Consider the following 19350-nt stretch of genomic DNA (forward strand, 5'->3'; position numbering starts at 1 on the left):
GACCCTGCCTCCATGGCGCCGTGTCCCTCGGCGGCGCTGGTGCCCGCCGCCGTAGGCTCAAGGGATGGATGCACACCCGATGGCGGAGTTGGACGGGCAGACCTCGATCAACGAGCTGCTTGACGAGCCCGTGGGCGCGTCGCCGGTCCAGTTGACGCTGCCAATCCACTTTCAAATGCCCGCAATCCGGCGGGAAAGTTCCGCCGCCTTCAGTTAAGGGAGCCTGCTCGGTCCGCTGGTCCGCTGGGCCGCTGCGGCACGCGCATAGACTGCGTGTTATGGACGAGAGCTACGTCGCCACGTCGACGATCACGATCGGTGCCACGCCGGAGCGGGTCTGGTCCGTGATCACAGATCCCGCGGCGATCAAAGAATTTATGTTCGGCACGGATGTTGTGACCGGCTGGACGGTGGGCGGACCGATCCGCTGGCGCGGAACCTGGCAGGGCAAAGACTACGAAGACAGGGGCGAGATTCTCGAACTGAAGCCCGGCCGCAGTTTGGTCACAACGCATTTCAGCCCGCTGACCGGCCAAGCCGACGTTCCGGCGAACTACCACACACTCACGTGGACGCTGGAGGGAGCCGCTGGCTCAACCCGGCTCACGCTCACCCAGGACAACAACGACAGTCCTGAAGCAGCAGCCCATTCCCAAGGCATGTGGGATAGCCTCGTGCGGGCCGTGAAGGCGATCGCCGAACGCGGCTAAGGCGACACCACACGATCCCGGAACGCCGCCAAGAGCGGTCAAATCCACAAATGCGGGCGGCTGGCTGGTAGCGGTCCGCCGGGCAGCCTGCTTTAGACCCCGTCCGGGAAGGTGAACGCCGCCGGCATAGGTGACGGCGCCACACCGTAGTGGAGGACGATTTCGTCGTGGGCTTTCAGGACGACGGCTTGGACGGGGGCTTCCTGCTTGGTGCCGTTTACGGTGACTGACCAGTCGGCGATAGCCGAATGGGCGGACCCCGGGGTCTGGTCGGTGCCGTCCAAGACGCCCCATTCGGCAAGCAGCTGGCTGAGCCGGTAGGTTTCGCCGGCGACCGGTGCCTCAATGTGGATGATGCCGGACTCGTCATGGGTGTGCAGGGACGAGATGCCGTCCGGTTTGCCGTCAGCGCCGAAGCTGAAACCGATGTCCGCGGGGATCGTAACGGGCTTGCCGTCCACATAAATATCCAGGTGGGCGTGGAAATGCTCGGCCGCACCTTCGGCGTTCAGCACTTCCAAGCCCGATGCGTTGATCCGATCGGCGCTGCCCTTTCTCTCCAGCTCCCAGCCGGTGGCTGCTGCCGCGGCGGCGGGGGACCCCGGTGTGGCTGCCTCGCCGGTAGTGGATACCGCAGTTCCGGGCGGGGGAGCCGCGGTTGAACAGCCGGAGACGGCAAAGGCGATGCCGGCCAGGGTCACTGCGAGCGGGCGGAAGTTCTGCACGGGACTGCTTTCGGTCGGGACCAGGGACGGACGCCCCGTGATCGTCCCGGCCCGGGCGGGTCGGACGAACATCGCGGCGGTCTGTGCGGGCCGGAAACGGCGTCGTTGGGACAACGGTTAGGGCCAGGTTCCCAGTATTGCCGGGTTTTGCCCCTGAGCTGATCCCCGGGGGCCAAGTCGGGCAAAAGAAAACCCCGCCCTAACGGCTTTTGGCCAGTTAGAACGGGGTTTTCTCGGTGGTGCACCCCCCGGGACTCGAACCCGGAACCCATTGATTAAGAGTCAATTGCTCTGCCAGTTGAGCTAGAGGTGCAGCTGTTGTTGGTGTTCATTGCGGGGTTTTTGTTCCCGCGTTGTTCTCCGCAACGACATGAAACTCTACACGACTTTGGGCAGGGTGTGAAATCGGCTGGTGTGGTGCGTCCCGGGGCTAAACTGGCAGCGCCAAAACCAGCACAAAGTCGGGGTTTTTATTGTTGCTGAGCACCCAGAGGCGGCCGTCCGGAGCCAGGGCGACGTCCCTGATCCTCCCGTACATCCCGGTGAAATAGCTCACAGGGTCGCCGGCGAACTCACCGTTCAGCGGCACCGCCCACACCCGTTGCCCCCGCAACGCGCCCAGATAAGCCGTCTCGCCGACGATTTCGAGCCCGCTGGGAGACGAATCCGCCGTCGAGGGCCACACCACTTTCGCGTCCAGGAAGCCGGCACGGTGCGGGGAGCCGGTGACCTCCGGCCAGCCGTAGTTGCCGCCGGGCACAATCAGGTTAAGTTCGTCGTCGACATCCGGGCCGAATTCGCTCGCCCATAGCCGGCCGGAGCTGTCCCAGTCGAGTCCCTGGACGTTGCGGTGGCCGAGGCTGTACACCGGGTTGCCGTCGAAGGGATTGCCCGGGGCCGGTCGTCCGGCGGGTGTGATGCGCAGAATCTTGCCTCCGAGGGCCTTCGGGTCCTGCGGCTGGCCGCGGCGCTGCGAATCGCCGGTGCCGACGTACAGCTGGCCGTCCGGTCCGAACCGGATCCGGCCACCGTTGTGTGTGCTGGCCTTGGGAATTCCGGTGAAAATGACTTCCGGGACACCCAGCCGCAGGGCTCCGGTGTTGCCCTCAATTCGCAGCCTGGCGATCCGGTTGTCACTTTCGGCGGTGAAGTAGGCGTAGAGGTACCGGTCCCTCGCGAAGTCCGGTGACACAGCCAGGCCCAGCAGCCCGCCTTCGCCGCCGGGTACGACGTCGGGCACTTTACCCAGCGTGCCGGCCGGCCCGTTTCCGGCCCCGGGCGCGATGGTCCGCAGCAGGGCAGTGTCCCGTTCGGAAATGACGGCGGTTCCGTCCGGCAGGAAGACCGTGGACCACGGCAGCCGGAGCTCGGCGTTGAGCTGTCCGGCAACCGTCGGCTGGTCCGTTGTGGGCAGGGGCCCTGCCGGGCCGCTGCCGGCCGGCAGGCTGGAGCTGGACAGGGGAACCGTGCCCGCGGGAGCGGTAGGACCACTGTGGCCGGGCGTGCAGCCGCTCAGCAGGACCGCGACGCCCGCAGCCAAGGCCGCCCGATGCCATCCATGCCGTGGGCGGGCGGCCGGCGGAGCGGGGTGAGCGTACAGGAGTGCTTCCCGCCACACGCCGATCGCCGTCATCTGTGCCCCTGGGCCGGTTCCCTGCTTCTCACGTGCCCGGAGCTCGCTAGTGCCGAGTCCGTCGCGGAGCTCGGAAACCGGCCGCTTCGGCGTGCGCCGGGGACAGGAACCAGACCTCGGCGACGGTCTCCTCGAAGGACGGGCTGGTCTCGTCGTGATAGACCATCGACGAGGCGTTGCCCTTAACCGTGAAGCCCTCCGGGCCGCTGCCGTCCGGAGCCGGCGCTGCCGATCCCTCGCCATAGGGCTGATCGACAGCGAGATGGCCGGCTGGTTCGGCGCCATGGCCGGCAGCGGTTTCCGAGGCGGCCGAAGATGCTGCCGACTGGCGGGTGTCGGCCGCAGAAATGCCGGTGCCGGCCGCGGCAGTTAGGGTGCTGGCCTCGGCAGCAGGGGAACCGGCCGTTGACTGCGCAGGCGGCACTGCCGCTGGCGCCGGCACGGTGTGTGCCTCGGCTGCCTCGACGCTTGCCTCAGTTGCCTCAGTTGCCTCAGCTGCCTCGACGCTTGCCTCAGTTGCCTCAGCTGCCTCGACGCTTGCCTCAGTTGCCTCCGCCGATTCAGTTGCTTCCGCCGCGGCCGACTCGGCGCCGGGGAGGGTAGGCGCGTGGGGTTGGGTGTATTCAGGGTGGTGCACGGGCAGGCTCTCGGCGACAGCCGAAGCCTGCGCGGCCAGGTGCTCGGACCTGGCACCTCCGGCTGCGTCCGGGTGCACCATGCTGTGCGGCTCGGCCGGCGGTGTCTCTGACCATTGGGTTTCCCAATCCGCGCCCTGCTCGGCCGGGACTGTTTCGGCGGCAGCTGCGGGCAGGTCCGGCAGCGCCGGCTTGGGGGAAGCCGGAGCGGGCTCCGCTGCTTTCGACCCGGCGGCTGCGTCGCCCTCGTTGGAGGCTGCAGCCGGCGCTGCGGTGGCGGGCGTTGCGGTGGCGGGCGCATTGACGGTGGCGCCGGACTTGCCGCGCGAGCTGTTGCGGCCAAGCAGCCACCAGACGATCGCGACAATAACTACAATGACAACAAGCCAGATAATCCAATCCATAGCAGAGCCTTTCTATCCATAAGGCAAGGTTGCCGTTGCTTGACGGTACGTCGGCCCTGAGGCGGCTGTCCACCCGCCAAGCCGCCGGCCTGTAGCCTCTTTTCATGGATTTCAAGAGACTGCGTATTCTCCGTGAGCTCGCCGACCGCGGCACTGTCGGAGCCACGGCCGAGGCGATGAAGGTGACACCCTCTGCCGTCTCGCAGCAGCTCAAGACCCTGCAGGAGGAGCTGGGCGTGGTCCTGGTCGAGAAGTCGGGCCGGGGAGTGCGCCTCACGGAGGCCGGCCTCGCGATGGCGGGGGCAGCTGCAGAGGTATCAACGGCCCTCGCCCGGGCCGAAGCCACCATCGACACCTACCGGCGCGGCTGGCAAACGCACGTCAAGGCAGCATTCTTTCCAAGCGCCGCCGAGATGTTCCTCCCGGGTCTCCTGCACCGGGTAAAAGCCATCGACGGGCTCCGCTTCCAAGCCCATTTCGAGGATCCCAACGTGGCCGGGTTTGCGGGGCTGACAGCCGACTATGACATTGTGCTGGCGCACAGCGTCGATGGTCCGGATGTTTTTGCCCGGCTGGGCCTGACAGTGGTGCCGCTGCTGGAGGAACCCCTCGACGTTGCCATCCCCGAGGGCCATGCGCTCGCAGGCAAGGCGACGCTGCGGGCGGAAGACGTTATCGGCTTCCCCTGGATGGGAGTGCCGGAGGGGTTCCCTTTTGATACTGTCCTCCGCCAGATCGAAGTGCAGGCCGATTCCCCCGCCGACCGCGCCCAGCTCTTCCCCGACCTGCGGGTCCTTGAGGCCCTGGTCAGCGCCGGGCACGGGCTGAGCCTGCTGCCGCGTTACACGGCGCTGAAGAACCAGGGCAGGGGCTTCGTTCTGCGTCCGCTGGAGGGGGTCAAAGCCAGCCGCAGCATCGTTGCCCTCGCGCGTCCCGACGTTGCTGTCCGGACCACCATCCGGCAGGTGCTCACCATGCTCCAGGCCGAGGCGCAGTCAGTCGCCGCGGCCCCGGAGCTGCGTGACGCCGCTCACCTCAACTGATGCGCCATGTCCCGAGTATCCGCATAATGAGACAGCGGTCCATTATTTGGTCGCAATATTCCTGTTTTTAGGCTTAATGCGCTCTTTCGGGTCGTTGGGCGCGGCGGCTGAGCCCTAGACTTTGACCCATGAGTGAGGACACCCAAACAGCAACAGCCACCAAGCCGGATATCAAACCCCGCAGCCGGGTCGTCACCGACGGGATTCACGCCGCCCCTGCGCGCGGTATGTTCCGCGCGGTCGGGATGGGCGACGACGACTTCGCCAAGCCCCAGATCGGCGTCGCGAGCTCCTGGAACGAAATCACTCCCTGCAACCTGTCGCTGAACAGGCTCGCCTCAGCCGTTAAGGAGGGTGTTCACGCCGGTGGCGGATTCCCGATGCAGTTCGGCACCATCTCCGTCTCGGACGGCATCTCGATGGGGCACGAGGGGATGCACTTCTCGCTGGTGTCCCGCGAAGTCATCGCCGACTCCGTGGAAACCGTGATGCAGGCCGAACGAATCGACGGCTCAGTCCTGCTGGCAGGCTGCGACAAGTCCCTGCCCGGCATGCTGATGGCTGCCGCCCGCCTGGACCTCGCCGCCGTCTTCCTCTACGCAGGCTCCATCATGCCTGGCTGGGTCAAGCTGGAGGACGGCTCCGAAAAGGAAGTCACCCTGATCGACGCGTTCGAAGCCGTCGGCGCCTGCGCCGCCGGCAAGATGAGCATGGAAGACCTGACCCGCATCGAAAAGGCCATCTGCCCGGGCGAAGGTGCCTGCGGCGGAATGTACACCGCCAACACCATGGCCTGCATCGGCGAAGCGCTGGGCATGTCCCTGCCCGGCTCGGCAGCACCGCCCTCGGCCGACCGCCGCCGCGACGCCTTTGCACGCAAGTCCGGCGAGGCCGTCGTCGAGCTCCTCCGGCTGGGCATCACCGCGCGGGACATCTTGACCAAAAAGGCTTTCGAGAACGCCATTGCCGTCACCATGGCCTTCGGCGGATCCACCAACGCCGTGCTGCACCTGCTCGCGATCGCCCGCGAGGCCGAAGTGGAGCTCTCGCTGGAGGACTTCAACCGCATCGGCGACAGGATCCCGCACCTGGGTGACCTGAAGCCGTTCGGCCGCTACGTGATGACCGACGTCGACAAGATCGGTGGTGTGCCGGTCATCATGCGCGCGCTGCTCGATGCCGGCCTGCTCCATGGGGACTGCCTTACCGTCACGGGCAAGACCGTCGCGGAGAACCTTGCCGAGATCAACCCGCCGGACCTGGATGGGAAGATCCTCCGGGCCATGGACAACCCCATCCACAAAACCGGCGGCATTACGATCCTGCACGGCACGATGGCTCCCGAAGGCGCCGTCGTGAAAAGCGCGGGCTTCGATGCCGACGTCTTCGAGGGCACCGCCCGCGTTTTCGAGCGCGAGCAGGGGGCCCTGGACGCGCTCGACAAGGGCCAGATCCAGGCCGGGGACGTTGTTGTTATCCGCTACGAGGGCCCCAAGGGAGGACCGGGAATGCGCGAAATGCTCGCGATCACCGGTGCCATCAAGGGCGCGGGCCTTGGCAAGGACGTCTTGCTGCTGACCGACGGACGCTTCTCCGGCGGAACAACGGGACTCTGCATTGGCCACGTCGCCCCGGAGGCCGCCGACGGCGGCCCCATCGCCTTCGTCAATGACGGCGACCGGATCCGCGTTGACATTGCGGCCCGCAGCTTCGACCTGCTGGTGGACGAAGCCGAGCTCGAAGCCCGCAAGGTGGGTTGGGAGCCCCTCCCGGCCAAGTTCACCAAGGGCGTGCTGGCCAAGTACGCCAAGCTCGTGCACAGCGCCTCCACAGGCGCGTACTGCGGGTAACAAGCACGTTGAACACCTGAACCCAACTAGCTCGCAGCTGAGGTCGTTTTGGACGCTCAAAACGGTACTTAGCTGCGAGTCAGTTGGGAGGGTGTTCAGCAGGTGGACAACGATGTCCACATGGTGAGACAGTGCCCGGACTCGTTGACACGTGTCTCACTCAGAGGGAAAACTGAATGCATGATCGCATTCGTTACCGCTGGCGCCGCTGCAGGTGTCGTCGTCCTTACCAAGCGCGTGGCTCCATAGCCTTCACTGGTAACGAACCGTCACGCGCGAACCCCTCGAAGAGCCATCCGGCTGAGGGGTTTTTTTATTTCCGCACCACCAGATCACCGAAGATCCAACCGAAGATCCACTAAGGAAGAGTCCGATGAGCAAAGGATCGCCGATCAGCCCCTCGCTGATGGCCGCTAAGTCCGCTGGAGCCACCAAGGCTCCGGAACGCGTCGAACGCCCGGCCGACGCCGGCGTCGACACTGCTGCTGTCTCTCCTGTCCTTGGACCGAACAACGTCGTACCCCCGACGGTGATGACCGGTTCACAAGCAATTGTCCGCTCGCTCGAAGAACTCGGCGTGGACGATATTTTTGGTTTGCCCGGTGGCGCGATCCTGCCCACCTATGACCCCTTGATGGCTTCGAGAATGAACCACATTCTGGTCCGTCATGAACAGGGAGCCGGCCACGCCGCGCAAGGCTACGCCATGGTTACCGGACGGGTTGGCGTTTGCATCGCCACCTCGGGTCCGGGTGCCACCAACCTCGTTACCGCCATTATGGATGCCCACATGGACTCCGTGCCGATGGTGGCCATCACCGGCCAGGTTTCCAGCGGGGTGATCGGCACCGATGCCTTCCAGGAAGCTGACATCGTAGGCATCACCATGCCGATCACCAAGCACTCCTTCCTGGTGACCGACCCCAACGACATCCCGCACGTGATGGCCGAAGCCTTCCACCTGGCTTCGACCGGCCGCCCAGGTCCCGTGCTGGTCGACGTTGCCAAGGACGCCCAGCAGGGGCAGATGACCTTCTCCTGGCCGCCCAAGATCGACCTGCCTGGCTACCACCCGGTGCTCCGGGGCCACAGCAAACAGGTCCGCGAAGCCGCCCGGCTGATCGCGGCGGCCAGCAAGCCCGTGCTCTATGTAGGCGGCGGTGTGGTCAAGGCGCACGCCTCGGCGGAACTGCTGGAGCTCGCCGAACTCTCCGGTGCCCCCGTGGTTACCACCCTGATGGCACGCGGCGTTTTCCCGGACTCGCACCCGCAGCATGTCGGTATGCCGGGTATGCACGGAACGGTCTCCGCCGTGACCGCCCTGCAGCAGTCGGACCTGCTGATCACCTTGGGGGCACGCTTCGACGACCGGGTCACCGGTGTGTTGAAGTCCTTCGCGCCAAACGCCAAGGTCATCCACGCGGACATCGATCCGGCCGAAATCTCCAAAAACCGCACGGCGGATGTGCCGATCGTGGGGTCGGTCAAGGAGATCATCCCCGAACTCAGCGATGCCCTGCGCGCCGTGTTCGCCGCCTCCGGAGCCCCGGACTACACCAACTGGTGGGCCTTCCTGAACAACCTCAAGGAAACCTACCCGCTGGGCTGGACCGAACCCGACGACGGCCTCAGCGCACCCCAGCGCGTGATCGAACGGATCGGAGCCCTGACCGGGCCCGAAGGCGTCTACGTGGCCGGCGTCGGCCAGCACCAGATGTGGGCCTCGCAGTTCATCAAATACGAGCGTCCGCACGCCTGGCTGAACTCCGGCGGTGCCGGCACCATGGGCTACGCCGTACCGGCCGCCATGGGTGCAAAAGTGGGCAACCCGGACCGTGTGGTGTGGGCCATCGACGGGGATGGCTGCTTCCAGATGACGAACCAGGAACTGGCCACCTGCGCGATCAACAACATCCCGATCAAGGTGGCCATCATCAACAACTCCTCGCTGGGCATGGTGCGGCAGTGGCAGACCCTGTTTTACGAGGGGCGCTACTCGAACACCGACCTTAATACCGGCCACGGCACCATCCGGATCCCGGACTTTGTCAAGCTGGCGGATGCCTACGGCTGCGCGTCCTTCCGCTGCGACCGCGACGAGGACATCGACGCCACCATTCAGAAGGCCCTTGCGATCAACGACCGCCCGGTGGTCATTGACTTCGTGGTGAGCCCCAACTCCATGGTGTGGCCGATGGTCCCTGCCGGAGTCAGCAATGACCAGATCCAGGTTGCCCGCAACATGACCCCGGAATGGGAAGAGGAGGACTGAACATGACCCGCCACACACTGTCCGTTCTGGTCGAAGACAAGCCGGGTGTGCTAACCCGCGTCGCCAGCCTCTTCGCCCGACGGGCCTTCAACATCAACTCCCTGGCTGTCGGGCCGACGGAAGTTCGGGGGATGTCCCGGATGACCGTCGTCGTCGACGCCGACGGCGAGCTGATCGAACAGATCACCAAACAGCTCAACAAGCTGGTCAACGTGATCAAGATCGTTGAGCTCACCGCCGAATCCTCCGTACAGCGCGACCACATCCTGGTCAAGGTACGGGCGGATGCCGCAAACCGGCTGCAGGTCACCCAGGCTGCCGACCTGTTCCGCGCATCAGTGGTCGACGTCTCTACGGAGTCGGTAGTGATTGAGGCTACGGGCCACCCCGAAAAGCTCGCCGCACTGCTTTCGGTGCTTGAGCCATTTGGCATCCGGGAAATCGTGCAGTCCGGCACCCTCGCCGTGGGGCGGGGATCCCGCTCCATGAGCGACAGGGCACTGCGCAGCGCTTAAGGCCCCGCGCAAAACACACCCCGCGGCCCGCCCCGGGCCGCGGACAGGCTGTGCCGCAGCACCACCAGATTTCAAGATGTTCCACCGACAAGCACCACCCTAGATTCCACTCAAAAGGAGACACCCCAGTGACTGAAATGTTCTACGACGACGACGCCGACCTGTCGATCATCCAGGGCCGCACCGTCGCCGTGATCGGTTACGGCTCCCAGGGCCACGCCCACGCCCTCAGCCTGCGCGATTCCGGTGTTGACGTCCGCGTCGGCCTCAAGGAAGGCTCGGCGTCCCGCGCCAAGGCCGAGGCCGAGGGCCTGCGTGTCCTGAACGTCGCCGAGGCCGTTGCCGAAGCCGACCTCATTATGGTCCTCACCCCGGACCAGGTCCAGCGCCACGTCTACGCCGAGGACATCGCTCCGAACCTGCAGCCCGGAGACGCACTGTTCTTCGGCCACGGCTTCAACATCCGCTACGGCTACATCAAGCCCCCGGCCGACGTCGACGTCGCCCTCGTTGCCCCCAAGGGCCCGGGCCACATCGTCCGCCGCGAGTTCGAAGCCGGCCGCGGCGTGCCGGACCTGATCGCCGTCGAGCAGAACCCGTCCGGCAAAGCCAAGGAACTGGCACTCTCCTACGCGAAGGCCATTGGCGGCACCCGTGCCGGCGTCATCGAGACGACCTTCACCGAAGAGACCGAAACGGACCTCTTCGGCGAGCAGGCCGTTCTTTGCGGCGGGGCCTCGCAGCTGGTCCAGTACGGCTTCGAGGTTCTCACCGAGGCAGGTTACAAGCCGGAGGTCGCCTACTTCGAGGTGCTGCACGAGCTCAAACTGATCGTGGACCTGATGGTTGAAGGCGGCATCGCCAAGCAGCGCTGGAGCGTCTCCGACACCGCTGAGTTCGGTGACTACGTTTCCGGCCCACGGGTGATCACCCCGGATGTGAAGGAAAACATGAAGGCTGTCCTGGCGGACATCCAGGACGGCACCTTCGCCAAGCGTTTCATCGACGACCAGGACGCCGGAGCCCCGGAGTTCAAGGCGTTGCGCAAGAAGGGCGAGGACCACCCGATCGAGGCCACCGGCCGGGAACTGCGCAAACTGTTCTCCTGGATCAAGAACGAGGACGACTACACCGAAGGCTCAGTGGCCCGCTAGGCACTGACCGGCAGGGGAGCCGGACACCATTTCTGGGGTCCGGCTTCCTTGCTGTACAGATTCACCCGATTCACCAAAATCCCCACCTGAATACAAGAGAGCTAAAGAGGTCACCGGTGACAAGCACCAAACCTGTAGTACTCCTCGCTGAGGAACTTTCGCCCGCCACGATCGAGGCCCTGGGCCCGGACTTCGAGATCCGGCAGACCGACGGCGCCGACCGTTCCCAGCTGCTCTCTGCGATCGTCGACGTCGACGCGATCCTGGTCCGCTCGGCCACCCGGCTGGACGCCGAAGCCATCGCCGCCGCGAAGAACCTCAAGGTGATCGCCCGCGCCGGCGTGGGACTCGACAACGTCGACATCAAGGCCGCCACCCGGGCCGGCGTGATGGTAGTGAACGCACCCACCTCAAACATCGTCTCCGCCGCGGAGCTCACCGTCGGGCACATCCTGAGCCTCGCCCGGCACATCCCGCAGGCCAGTGCCGCACTCAAGGCCGGGGAGTGGAAGCGCTCCAAGTACACCGGCATCGAACTCTTTGAGAAGAAGATCGGCATCATCGGCCTGGGCCGGATCGGCGCCTTGGTCGCCGCCCGCCTCAAGGGCTTCGACACCAAGATCCTCGCCTACGATCCCTACGTGACCTCGGCCCGCGCCGCCCAGCTTGGTGTGCAGCTGGTGACCCTGGACGAACTCCTTGCGCAGTCGGACTTCATCACCATCCACATGCCCAAGACCCCGGAAACGGTCGGTATGCTCGGTGCCGAGGCCTTCAAGAAGATGAAGAGCACCGCGTACGTCGTCAACGTCGCCCGCGGCGGTCTTGTTGACGAGGAAGAGCTCTACGCAGCACTGGAGTCCGGCGAAATCGCCGGCGCCGGCGTCGACGTTTTTGTCACCGAACCCAGCACCGGCCTGCCGTTCTTCAAACTCGACAACGTGGTGGTCACCCCGCACCTGGGCGCGTCCACCGACGAGGCGCAGGAAAAGGCCGGCGTGTCGGTCGCCAGGTCGGTCCGCCTGGCCCTGGCCGGGGAACTGGTTCCCGACGCGGTAAACGTCGCCGGCGGCGTGATCGCCCCCGACGTCCGCCCGGGCATCGCCCTGATCGAAAAGCTGGGCCGGATCTTCACCGCGATGACACACGCCTCCCTCACCCAGTTCGACGTCGAGGTCGCCGGGGAAATCTCGTCCCTCGACGTCAAGGTCCTTGAACTCGCGGCCCTCAAGGGTATCTTCGCCGACGTTGTGACCGAACAGGTCTCCTACGTCAACGCCCCCGTTATCGCCGAGCAGCGCGGCATCAACGTCCGGCTGATCACCACGCCGGAAACCGAGTCGTACCGCAACGTCCTGACCCTGCGCGGCGCCCTGAGCGACGGCAGCCAGATTTCCGTCGCCGGAACCCTGACCGGGCCCAAGCAGATCCAAAAGCTGGTGGGGATCAACGGCTTCGAGGTGGAGATCCCGATCAGCGAACACCTCGTGGTTGTTGCCTACTCGGACCGCCCCGGCGTGATCGGAACCATCGGCCACATCCTGGGCATGAACAACATCAACATCGCAGGAATGCAGGTTGCGCGGCAGGACGAGGGCGGCCAGGTGCTGGCCTTGCTGACCATCGACAGCTCCGTTCCGCAGCAGGTGCTGGACGCCATCAAGGCCGGAATCGGCGCTGACGTGGTACGCGAGGTCGACCTCGAGGATTGATGACCTGAGGGTGCTCACGGCGGCGGTTCCGGCCGCCGCCGTGGCCACAAACACATGGCTGGCCTGCGTACAATGGCTAGGTCCGACTTTCGGATCCGGCCGGCAGTCCGGCCCTTACTTTTTTTGCACACCCGGCAGGGGACGCCTTCACTTCCGCAGGGAATGAACTTCGGTGTGCGCACGCAATCCAGCTTTCAGGAGCCCAATGAACGCCGTCCAGAGGTTCATCAGAAGCCGAGTGCTTCTGCTGACCGCGTCCATTTTGATCGTGGCCATGTGCCTTTCGGTCCTCGTGCAGGGACAGTCGCAGGCTGCCTTGAACCGCACCGTTGACCAGAACTCGCGCGGGCTCTATGACGTACTCGTCCAGGCCAAGGCTGACGATAACGGCGGGCTGATGCAGCCGGATATCGCCACCGGCCAGGGCGGCATCAGCTTCGAGCAACTGGACGCGCTCCGCAAGCTCACCGGAACCTCGGTAGCGGCCCCGATCAGCCTCGTCTCACGGGTCACCCAGAACCTTGAGGCCCCGCGCCTGGATGCCACCGACTACCTGGGCTACAACGCCGGGCTCGCCGGCACCGCCGGAGACCCCAGCGCCACCGATCCGAGCAAGTGGCCGGCCGCGGAATCGGTCCTGCCCGGCACGCCGAAAAAATACCGGCTCACCGCCAGCGCCGTCAGCTCCGACGGGCACTCCGAGGAGACCCTGTTCAAGACCACCGCCGAGGGATCCCTCGGCAAGGCGAAGCTCGTCGAAGAGGTAGTCGCCGGCGGCAAGAACGTCCGCATCGCAGGCCCCGCGGGTGAAACCGGCATCAAGTTCCCGGCCCCGGCTGGCGGTTCCGAGCACAGCCTCTTCGATCTTTCCGTCTCGCTGCCCGCCGCGCCCCAGGTGACGGAGTCCGTCGTCGCCGTTGACCCCGTCGCCGAACGTGCCCTGCTGGGCAGCGCCGGCGACTTCCTTGCTCCCCTGGAGAAGGCCCCGCCCGCCGACGCCCGCAATGCCGGCGCCATCGGCCGCCACTTCGAGAGCCTCTTCACCACCGGTATCGGCATGGACGAACTCAAGGAAGGCCCGGACTTCCTCGGCGTCAAGCTCAAGTACTGGGCCCCGCTGATGAGCCAGTACCAGCAGGCCAAGCGCAACGGACTGCTGACCGCGGACTCGCAGGCGATCCCGCTGATTGTCCGCTCCGGTACCTCCCTGGACCTCAAATACTCCGTCAAGATCGAAGAAATCGACGCCGCCGGCAACGTCACCAAGGACGTGGGCACCGCGACCCGTTCCCTGGACAAGGACTATCTCCCGTTCGTCTCCAAGGCGCCGTTCGCGCTCGACTGGCCCGGCTCCAAGGACCTGTCCCAGCTGCTCGGTGACACCGGAAGCTTCAGCCAGGGCCTGTACAACCCCGCCACCTGGAGTACCGACTTCGCCGCGGCCCCCAAGTACAAGGACGGTGCCACCGCCGGCAACGGCGCCGTGGACAAGACCGCGATCCCCGGCGACTGGGTCACCGTGAACCGGCTCCCCGAAAAGGCCGCCGACGGTACAGCGGTGGACCAGACGCAGCGCAAGCCCGTCGATGAGCGCTCCTACCGCGAGAACCTGGAGACCGGCAAGAAGCTCGCCACTCCGCTGGCGATGGTCTACGGCACGTTCGACGCCGAGCAGGTCAAGGCGGCCGCCGGCGACGTCAACCGCCTGCCGCTGGGCGGCTACGATCCCACGCCGTTCACGCTCACCAAGGATGCTGCCGGCAAGGACGCCGGGAACACCGAGCTGAAGCCTTCACTGAGTGCCACGGGCCTGGCGAGCCAGTCCGCCGGCGCCATCACCGACTACTACGGCCTCGCCGCCGCACGCGGCTACGAGGACAACGCCTCCGTCATCGACGCCGTGCGCATCAAGGCCAAGGCCCCCGGCAGCTGGAAAGAGGCGCAGCCGGAGGTGGAGAAGCTGGCCAACGAGATCCGGGACATGGGCCTGCAGGCAACAGTTGTGGCCGGCTCGGCCCGCGAGGACGCCAGCATCTTCGTCCCCGGCTACTCCAAGGACGACGCCGGCAAGGAGTCCCCGCTCGGCACCGTAGAGCAGTCGTGGGTGCGCCAGAACGCCGCGGACGCCGTCTCCGGCTCCCTCACCGCCACCAACCTGACGCTGCTCTTCCTGACCCTCTGCGGTGCCGCACTCCTGACCGGTGCCTCCACGGTCAGCTACGTGCGCAAACGCCGCAGCGAGGCCGGAACCCTGCGTGCCATGGGCTGGACCCAGCGCCGGATCCGGACCTGGGTGCTGGCCGAGTTCGGCGTCGGCGCCGCCCTCCTGGCCGTCGCCGGAATCGTCCTGAGCCTGCTCAGCTGGAATGCGGCCACCGCGATTGTCTCCGGCTCCGTGCTGGTGCTCTACGCAGGTGCGGCTTTCTTCGCCGCCCAGCAGTTGCGGCACCGCGAGGTGGTGGACCAGGAACCGCAGCACGATGAACGGCTGATCGCCGTGGACTCGCCGCTGACCTTCGCCAACCGGCAACTGAGCACCAACAAGTTCAACACGATTTCGCTGGCCGTCGCCGTCGGCGTCTTCGGTGCCGCGGTCGGCGGAATGGCCGCGCTGCTGATCGACATTCCCCGCGCCGCGGGGGCGAGTGCGCTCAGCGGCCTGGCCGCCGCCAGCATCGCTACCCCGAGCATCATCCTCGGGCTCTCCGGGGTGGCCGTGGGCTTGCTGCTGACCATGGTGACCGGCCGCTTCGAACTGCAGGCAAAGCGCCAGTACCTCGGCATCCTGCAGGCCATGGGCTGGAACCCGGACATGCTGGGGCAGGTCCGTTTCTTTGAAAATGCCATGGTGGGAACTGTCGCGCTGCCCCTCGGTGTCCTGGGTGCCCTGGGCGTGGGCCTCCTCCTGGCTCCCTATGCCGCGCTGTGGGCCGCTGTCGCCGGCTTTGTGGCTGTACTTTGCTGGATTCCAATTGCAACGAAAGTGGTCCGATGAACAACGACCTGAACCTTGACCGTGAGGCTCACGAGCGGATGACGGCGAGCACCCGCCGCGGTGCCCACCAGACGCGCGCCAACACGATCGTGAAGGCCGCGGACCACGCCACCCCGCTGGAGCTCAGCAACATCACCATCCACTATGGCGGCGGCAAAAGCGGTGCCGACGCTGTGAACGTGGTGGACGACTTCAACCTGACCCTGCACGCCGGCGAAATGCACTGCGTTGCCGGCCGCAGCGGTTCGGGCAAGACCAGCATCCTGACCGTCGGCGCGGGCCTGACCCTGCCGACGTCGGGCCGGGTGTTCTGGGAAGGCGACTCCCTCGAGACCATGGGCGACGACGAAATCGCCGACCGCCGCCGTGCCCTGATTGGCTACGTCGACCAGGGCGGTGCCTTGATCGACGGCATGAGCGCACTGGAGAACGTGCTGCTGCCCGCCGTGCCCGACGGCGAAGTGGACAAGCGCCGCGACATGGCCAAGGACCTCCTCGACCTCGTTGGCCTGGGCCGGCGGATGCGGCACCGCCCCGCCCAGCTCTCCGGCGGTGAGCGCCAGCGTGTGGCGATCGCCCGGGCCCTGATCCTGGGCACCCGCGTGCTGGTGGTCGACGAACCGACGGCCAGCCTGGACCGGTCCTCGGCCAACCGCATCATCAGCATCCTCAAGGACACCACCTCTGACGGAATCGCCGTCCTGGTTGCTTCGCACGACCACGAGCTTGTCCGCCAGAGCGATTCCCTCACCGAACTGATCTAGGCTGAAAACTGTGACAACTTCCGGGAAGACTCCCTTCTACATCACCACGGCCATCAGCTATCCCAACGGCGTGCCGCACATCGGACACGCCTATGAGGTCATTGCCACGGATGCGATGGCGCGCTTCAAGCGCCTGGACGGCTTTGACGTGTTTTTTATGACCGGCACGGACGAGCACGGCCTCAAGATGCAGCAGACGGCCGAGAAGGAAGGCATCCCGGTCAAGGAGCTGGCCGACCGCAACTCCTCCGCCTTCCGGCAGATGAGCGATGACCTCGGCATTTCGCTGAGCCGCTTTATCCGCACTACGGACTCGGATCACTACGCCGCCGCCACGGCGCTGTGGCAGCGGATGGAAGCCAACGGGGACATTTATCTCTCCAAGTACGCCGGCTGGTACTCCGTCCGGGACGAGCGGTACTTTGTGGCGGATGAGACCGAGGTGAAGGCCGACGGCGTCCGCTACGCCGCCGAGACCGGAACCGAGGTGACCTGGACCGAGGAGGAAAGCTACTTCTTTAAGCTTTCCGCCTACCAGGACCGGCTGCTGGCCCTGTACGCGGACCACCCCTCCTTTGGTGCCCCGCACAACCGCTTCAACGAGGTGGTCAGCTTCGTTAAGGGCGGACTGGAGGACCTGTCGATCAGCCGCACGTCCTTCGACTGGGGTGTCCCCGTGCCGGGCAACCCGGAGCACGTGATGTATGTCTGGGTGGATGCGCTGACCAACTACCTCACCGGCGTGGGCTTCCCCGACACCGAGTCGGAGGCGTTCCGGAAATACTGGCCGGCCGACGTGCACGTCATCGGCAAGGACATTTCCCGTTTCCACGCCGTCTACTGGCCGGCGTTCCTGATGTCCGCCGGGCTGGCACTGCCCAAGCGTGTGATGATCCACGGATTCCTGCACAACCAGGGCGTTAAAATGTCCAAGTCGCTGGGCAACGTTGTGGCGCCCGCGGACTGGGTGGCCCAGTACGGCCTGGACCAGGTGCGCTTTTTCCTGCTCCGCGAGGTGCCCTTCGGCGCGGACGGTTCCTACAGCCACGACGCGATCGTGGGCCGGATGAACGCCGACCTTGCCAACAACTTCGGGAACCTGGCCCAGCGATCGCTGTCGATGGTGGCAAAGAACTGCGACGGCGCCGTTCCCGTTCCCGGGGATCTCAGCGCTGCGGACGCAGCCCTGCTGGAGCAGGCCAACGGCTTGCTGGAGATCTGCCGCGCCGCGTTCGAAAAGCAGGAGTTCAGCCGCGCACTGGAGGCGGTGTGGGCTGTCCTGGGGGACACCAACGCCTACTTCGCCGAGCAGGCGCCGTGGGTGCTGCGCAAGACCGACGTCGAACGGATGAACACCGTCCTGTACGTAACGCTCGAGGTGCTCCGGATCGTCGCCATCCTCGCCCAGCCGGTGATGCCGGCAGCAGCCGGGGCCATCCTGGAGACCCTCGGCCAGCCCGAAGGGGAAGCTCGGGAATTTGCAGCGCTGGGCACCCCGATCGAAGCCGGCACCGCACTGCCCGCCCCGGCTCCGGTCTTCCCGAAGTACGAGGAGCCCGCCGAGGCGAAAGTCTGACCCCCTCCCGACGCTCCCGCAGATCCTGCGGTCATCGGGCCGACGCTCCCGCAGATCCTGCAGCAATTGGGGCAACGCTCCCGCAGGTCCTGCAGCAATTGGGGCAACGCTCCCGCACCTTCTGACCCGGAAGTGCGGGAGCGTTGCGCTTTCTCCTGTCGGAAGTGCGGGAGCGTTGCTGTTTTTCCTGCTGGAAGTGCGGGAGCGTCAGAAGAAGAAGAGGGCCGTTCGGATAATGAGACAACTTGACCAGCATGTGGATGACTTGGCTACGCTGGCACTATGAGTGCATCCACGATTGATCTTGCCGTTATTCCGGGCGATGGCATCGGCCCCGAGGTCACCGCCGAAGCCGTGAAAGTCCTAGAGAAGGCTGCCGCCGCCGAGGGCATTGTCCTGCGGCAGACGCAGTACCGGCTCGGCGCGCAGCACTGGCTGGAAACGGGGGAGACCCTGCCGGCGGAGATCCTTGCCGATCTGCGGACCCGCGATGCCATCCTCTTTGGTGCGGTGGGGGCGGCCCCGGGCGACACCAGGATCCCTTCGGGCCTGATTGAACGTGAACTGCTGCTCAAGCTGCGCTTCAGCCTGGACCACTTTGTGAACCTGCGTCCGTCCCGGCTGTACCCGGGGGTCGGCAGCCCGCTCGCTAGCCCCGGCGATATCGACTTTATTGTGGTCCGTGAGGGCACCGAAGGCCCGTACGTGGGCAACGGCGGGACCCTGCGCGCCGGCTCCCCGCACGAAGTCGCCACCGAGGTCTCGCTCAACACTGCCCACGGCGTGGAGCGAGTGGTACGGGATGCCTTCCGCCGGGCCAACGACCGCCCCCGCAAGAAGCTCACCCTGGTGCACAAGCACAACGTCCTGGTCTTCGCCGGGCACCTTTGGAAGCGCACTGTCGAGGCAGTGGCCCAGGAGTTCCCCGACGTGAGCCACGACTACCTGCACATTGATGCCGCCACGATCTTTATGGTCACGGACCCTGCGCGCTTCGACGTGATCGTCACTGACAACCTCTTTGGCGACATCATCACCGACCTTGCCGCAGCGGTCACCGGAGGCATTGGGCTCGCCGCCTCCGGAAACATCAACATGGAGCGCACCAGCCCGTCCATGTTCGAACCCGTCCACGGCTCGGCGCCGGATATCGCCGGCCAGCAGAAAGCAGATCCGACGGCGGCCATCCTCTCCGCCGCACTCCTGCTGGACCACCTCGGCTACGGCACTGCTGCCCGCAAAATCGAGGCGGCAGTTGTTTCCGACATCGCCGGCCGCGGCACCGCAGCGCGCAGCACCAGCGCGGTCGGTGACGCCATCGCCGCCGCCCTGTAGGCGCCCCCGGCCGGGCTCGGACGCGCC

At 65.9% G+C, this 19350-nt stretch carries 15 protein-coding genes and 1 tRNA gene; 12 read left to right on the forward strand and 4 right to left on the reverse strand.

Going from position 1 to position 19350, the window contains the following annotated elements; translation table 11 throughout:
* Positions 1-64: 64 nt before the first annotated feature.
* Together QMG72_RS01125 and QMG72_RS01130 are read left to right on the forward strand one after the other, a co-directional pair.
* A complete protein-coding gene (locus QMG72_RS01125) occupies positions 65-217 on the forward strand; it encodes a hypothetical protein (RefSeq protein ID WP_283479373.1) in 153 nt (50 codons plus the stop codon).
* Positions 218-278: 61 nt separating this feature from the next.
* Positions 279-710, forward strand: coding sequence for an SRPBCC domain-containing protein (locus QMG72_RS01130; protein WP_226776225.1), 432 nt, complete (start codon positions 279-281; stop codon positions 708-710).
* A gap of 92 nt (positions 711-802) precedes the next feature.
* On the opposite strand, the gene QMG72_RS01135 is transcribed toward QMG72_RS01130, so the two are convergent.
* The 4 genes from QMG72_RS01135 to QMG72_RS01150 all read right to left on the reverse strand — a co-directional run bounded on the left by QMG72_RS01135 (position 803) and on the right by QMG72_RS01150 (position 4107).
* Positions 803-1507 (reverse strand): hypothetical protein, encoded by a 705-nt coding sequence (locus QMG72_RS01135; RefSeq protein ID WP_283479374.1) that lies wholly within the window; start codon positions 1505-1507, stop codon positions 803-805.
* A gap of 165 nt (positions 1508-1672) precedes the next feature.
* Positions 1673-1748, reverse strand: a tRNA-Lys gene (locus QMG72_RS01140).
* Positions 1749-1865: 117 nt separating this feature from the next.
* Positions 1866-2975 carry a PQQ-dependent sugar dehydrogenase gene (locus tag QMG72_RS01145; protein WP_502934636.1) on the reverse strand — a complete coding sequence of 370 codons (1110 nt, stop codon included), beginning with the start codon at positions 2973-2975 and terminating at the stop codon, positions 1866-1868.
* Between the two features lie 139 nt (positions 2976-3114).
* Positions 3115-4107: a sunset domain-containing protein gene (locus tag QMG72_RS01150; protein WP_283479375.1), complete on the reverse strand. Its 993-nt coding sequence runs from the start codon at positions 4105-4107 to the stop codon at positions 3115-3117.
* Between the two features lie 104 nt (positions 4108-4211).
* On the opposite strand from QMG72_RS01150, the gene QMG72_RS01155 reads away from it, so the two are divergent.
* The 10 genes from QMG72_RS01155 (at position 4212) to QMG72_RS01200 (ending at position 19323) form a co-directional block, all read left to right on the forward strand.
* A complete protein-coding gene (locus QMG72_RS01155; protein WP_226776223.1) occupies positions 4212-5150 on the forward strand; it encodes a LysR family transcriptional regulator in 939 nt (312 codons plus the stop codon).
* A gap of 128 nt (positions 5151-5278) precedes the next feature.
* A complete protein-coding gene (gene ilvD, locus QMG72_RS01160) occupies positions 5279-7000 on the forward strand; it encodes a dihydroxy-acid dehydratase (RefSeq protein WP_226776222.1) in 1722 nt (573 codons plus the stop codon).
* A 373-nt stretch (positions 7001-7373) separates the two neighbouring features.
* Positions 7374-9272: an acetolactate synthase large subunit gene (locus QMG72_RS01165; protein WP_226776221.1), complete on the forward strand. Its 1899-nt coding sequence runs from the start codon at positions 7374-7376 to the stop codon at positions 9270-9272.
* A gap of 2 nt (positions 9273-9274) precedes the next feature.
* Entirely contained in the window at positions 9275-9787 is a 513-nt protein-coding gene (ilvN, locus tag QMG72_RS01170) for an acetolactate synthase small subunit (protein WP_226776220.1), read from the forward strand.
* 128 nt (positions 9788-9915) lie between these two features.
* A complete protein-coding gene (gene ilvC, locus QMG72_RS01175; protein WP_283479376.1) occupies positions 9916-10941 on the forward strand; it encodes a ketol-acid reductoisomerase in 1026 nt (341 codons plus the stop codon).
* 116 nt (positions 10942-11057) lie between these two features.
* Positions 11058-12653: a phosphoglycerate dehydrogenase gene (gene serA / locus QMG72_RS01180; protein WP_282360381.1), complete on the forward strand. Its 1596-nt coding sequence runs from the start codon at positions 11058-11060 to the stop codon at positions 12651-12653.
* 205 nt (positions 12654-12858) lie between these two features.
* A complete protein-coding gene (locus tag QMG72_RS01185) occupies positions 12859-15648 on the forward strand; it encodes an ABC transporter permease (protein ID WP_282360380.1) in 2790 nt (929 codons plus the stop codon).
* Complete coding sequence (locus tag QMG72_RS01190) at positions 15645-16412, forward strand: ABC transporter ATP-binding protein (protein WP_396021315.1); 768 nt, start codon at positions 15645-15647, stop codon at positions 16410-16412. Before QMG72_RS01185 ends, QMG72_RS01190 begins: the two co-directional genes overlap by 4 nt.
* Positions 16413-16422: 10 nt before the next feature.
* A complete protein-coding gene (gene metG / locus QMG72_RS01195) occupies positions 16423-17988 on the forward strand; it encodes a methionine--tRNA ligase (protein ID WP_226776216.1) in 1566 nt (521 codons plus the stop codon).
* A 282-nt stretch (positions 17989-18270) separates the two neighbouring features.
* On the forward strand, positions 18271-19323 hold the full coding sequence (locus QMG72_RS01200; protein WP_282360378.1) for a 3-isopropylmalate dehydrogenase: 1053 nt from the start codon (positions 18271-18273) through the stop codon (positions 19321-19323).
* Positions 19324-19350 lie beyond the last annotated feature (27 nt).

The organism is Pseudarthrobacter sp. PH31-O2, assembly GCF_030063265.1.
Lineage (GTDB): Bacteria > Actinomycetota > Actinomycetes > Actinomycetales > Micrococcaceae > Arthrobacter.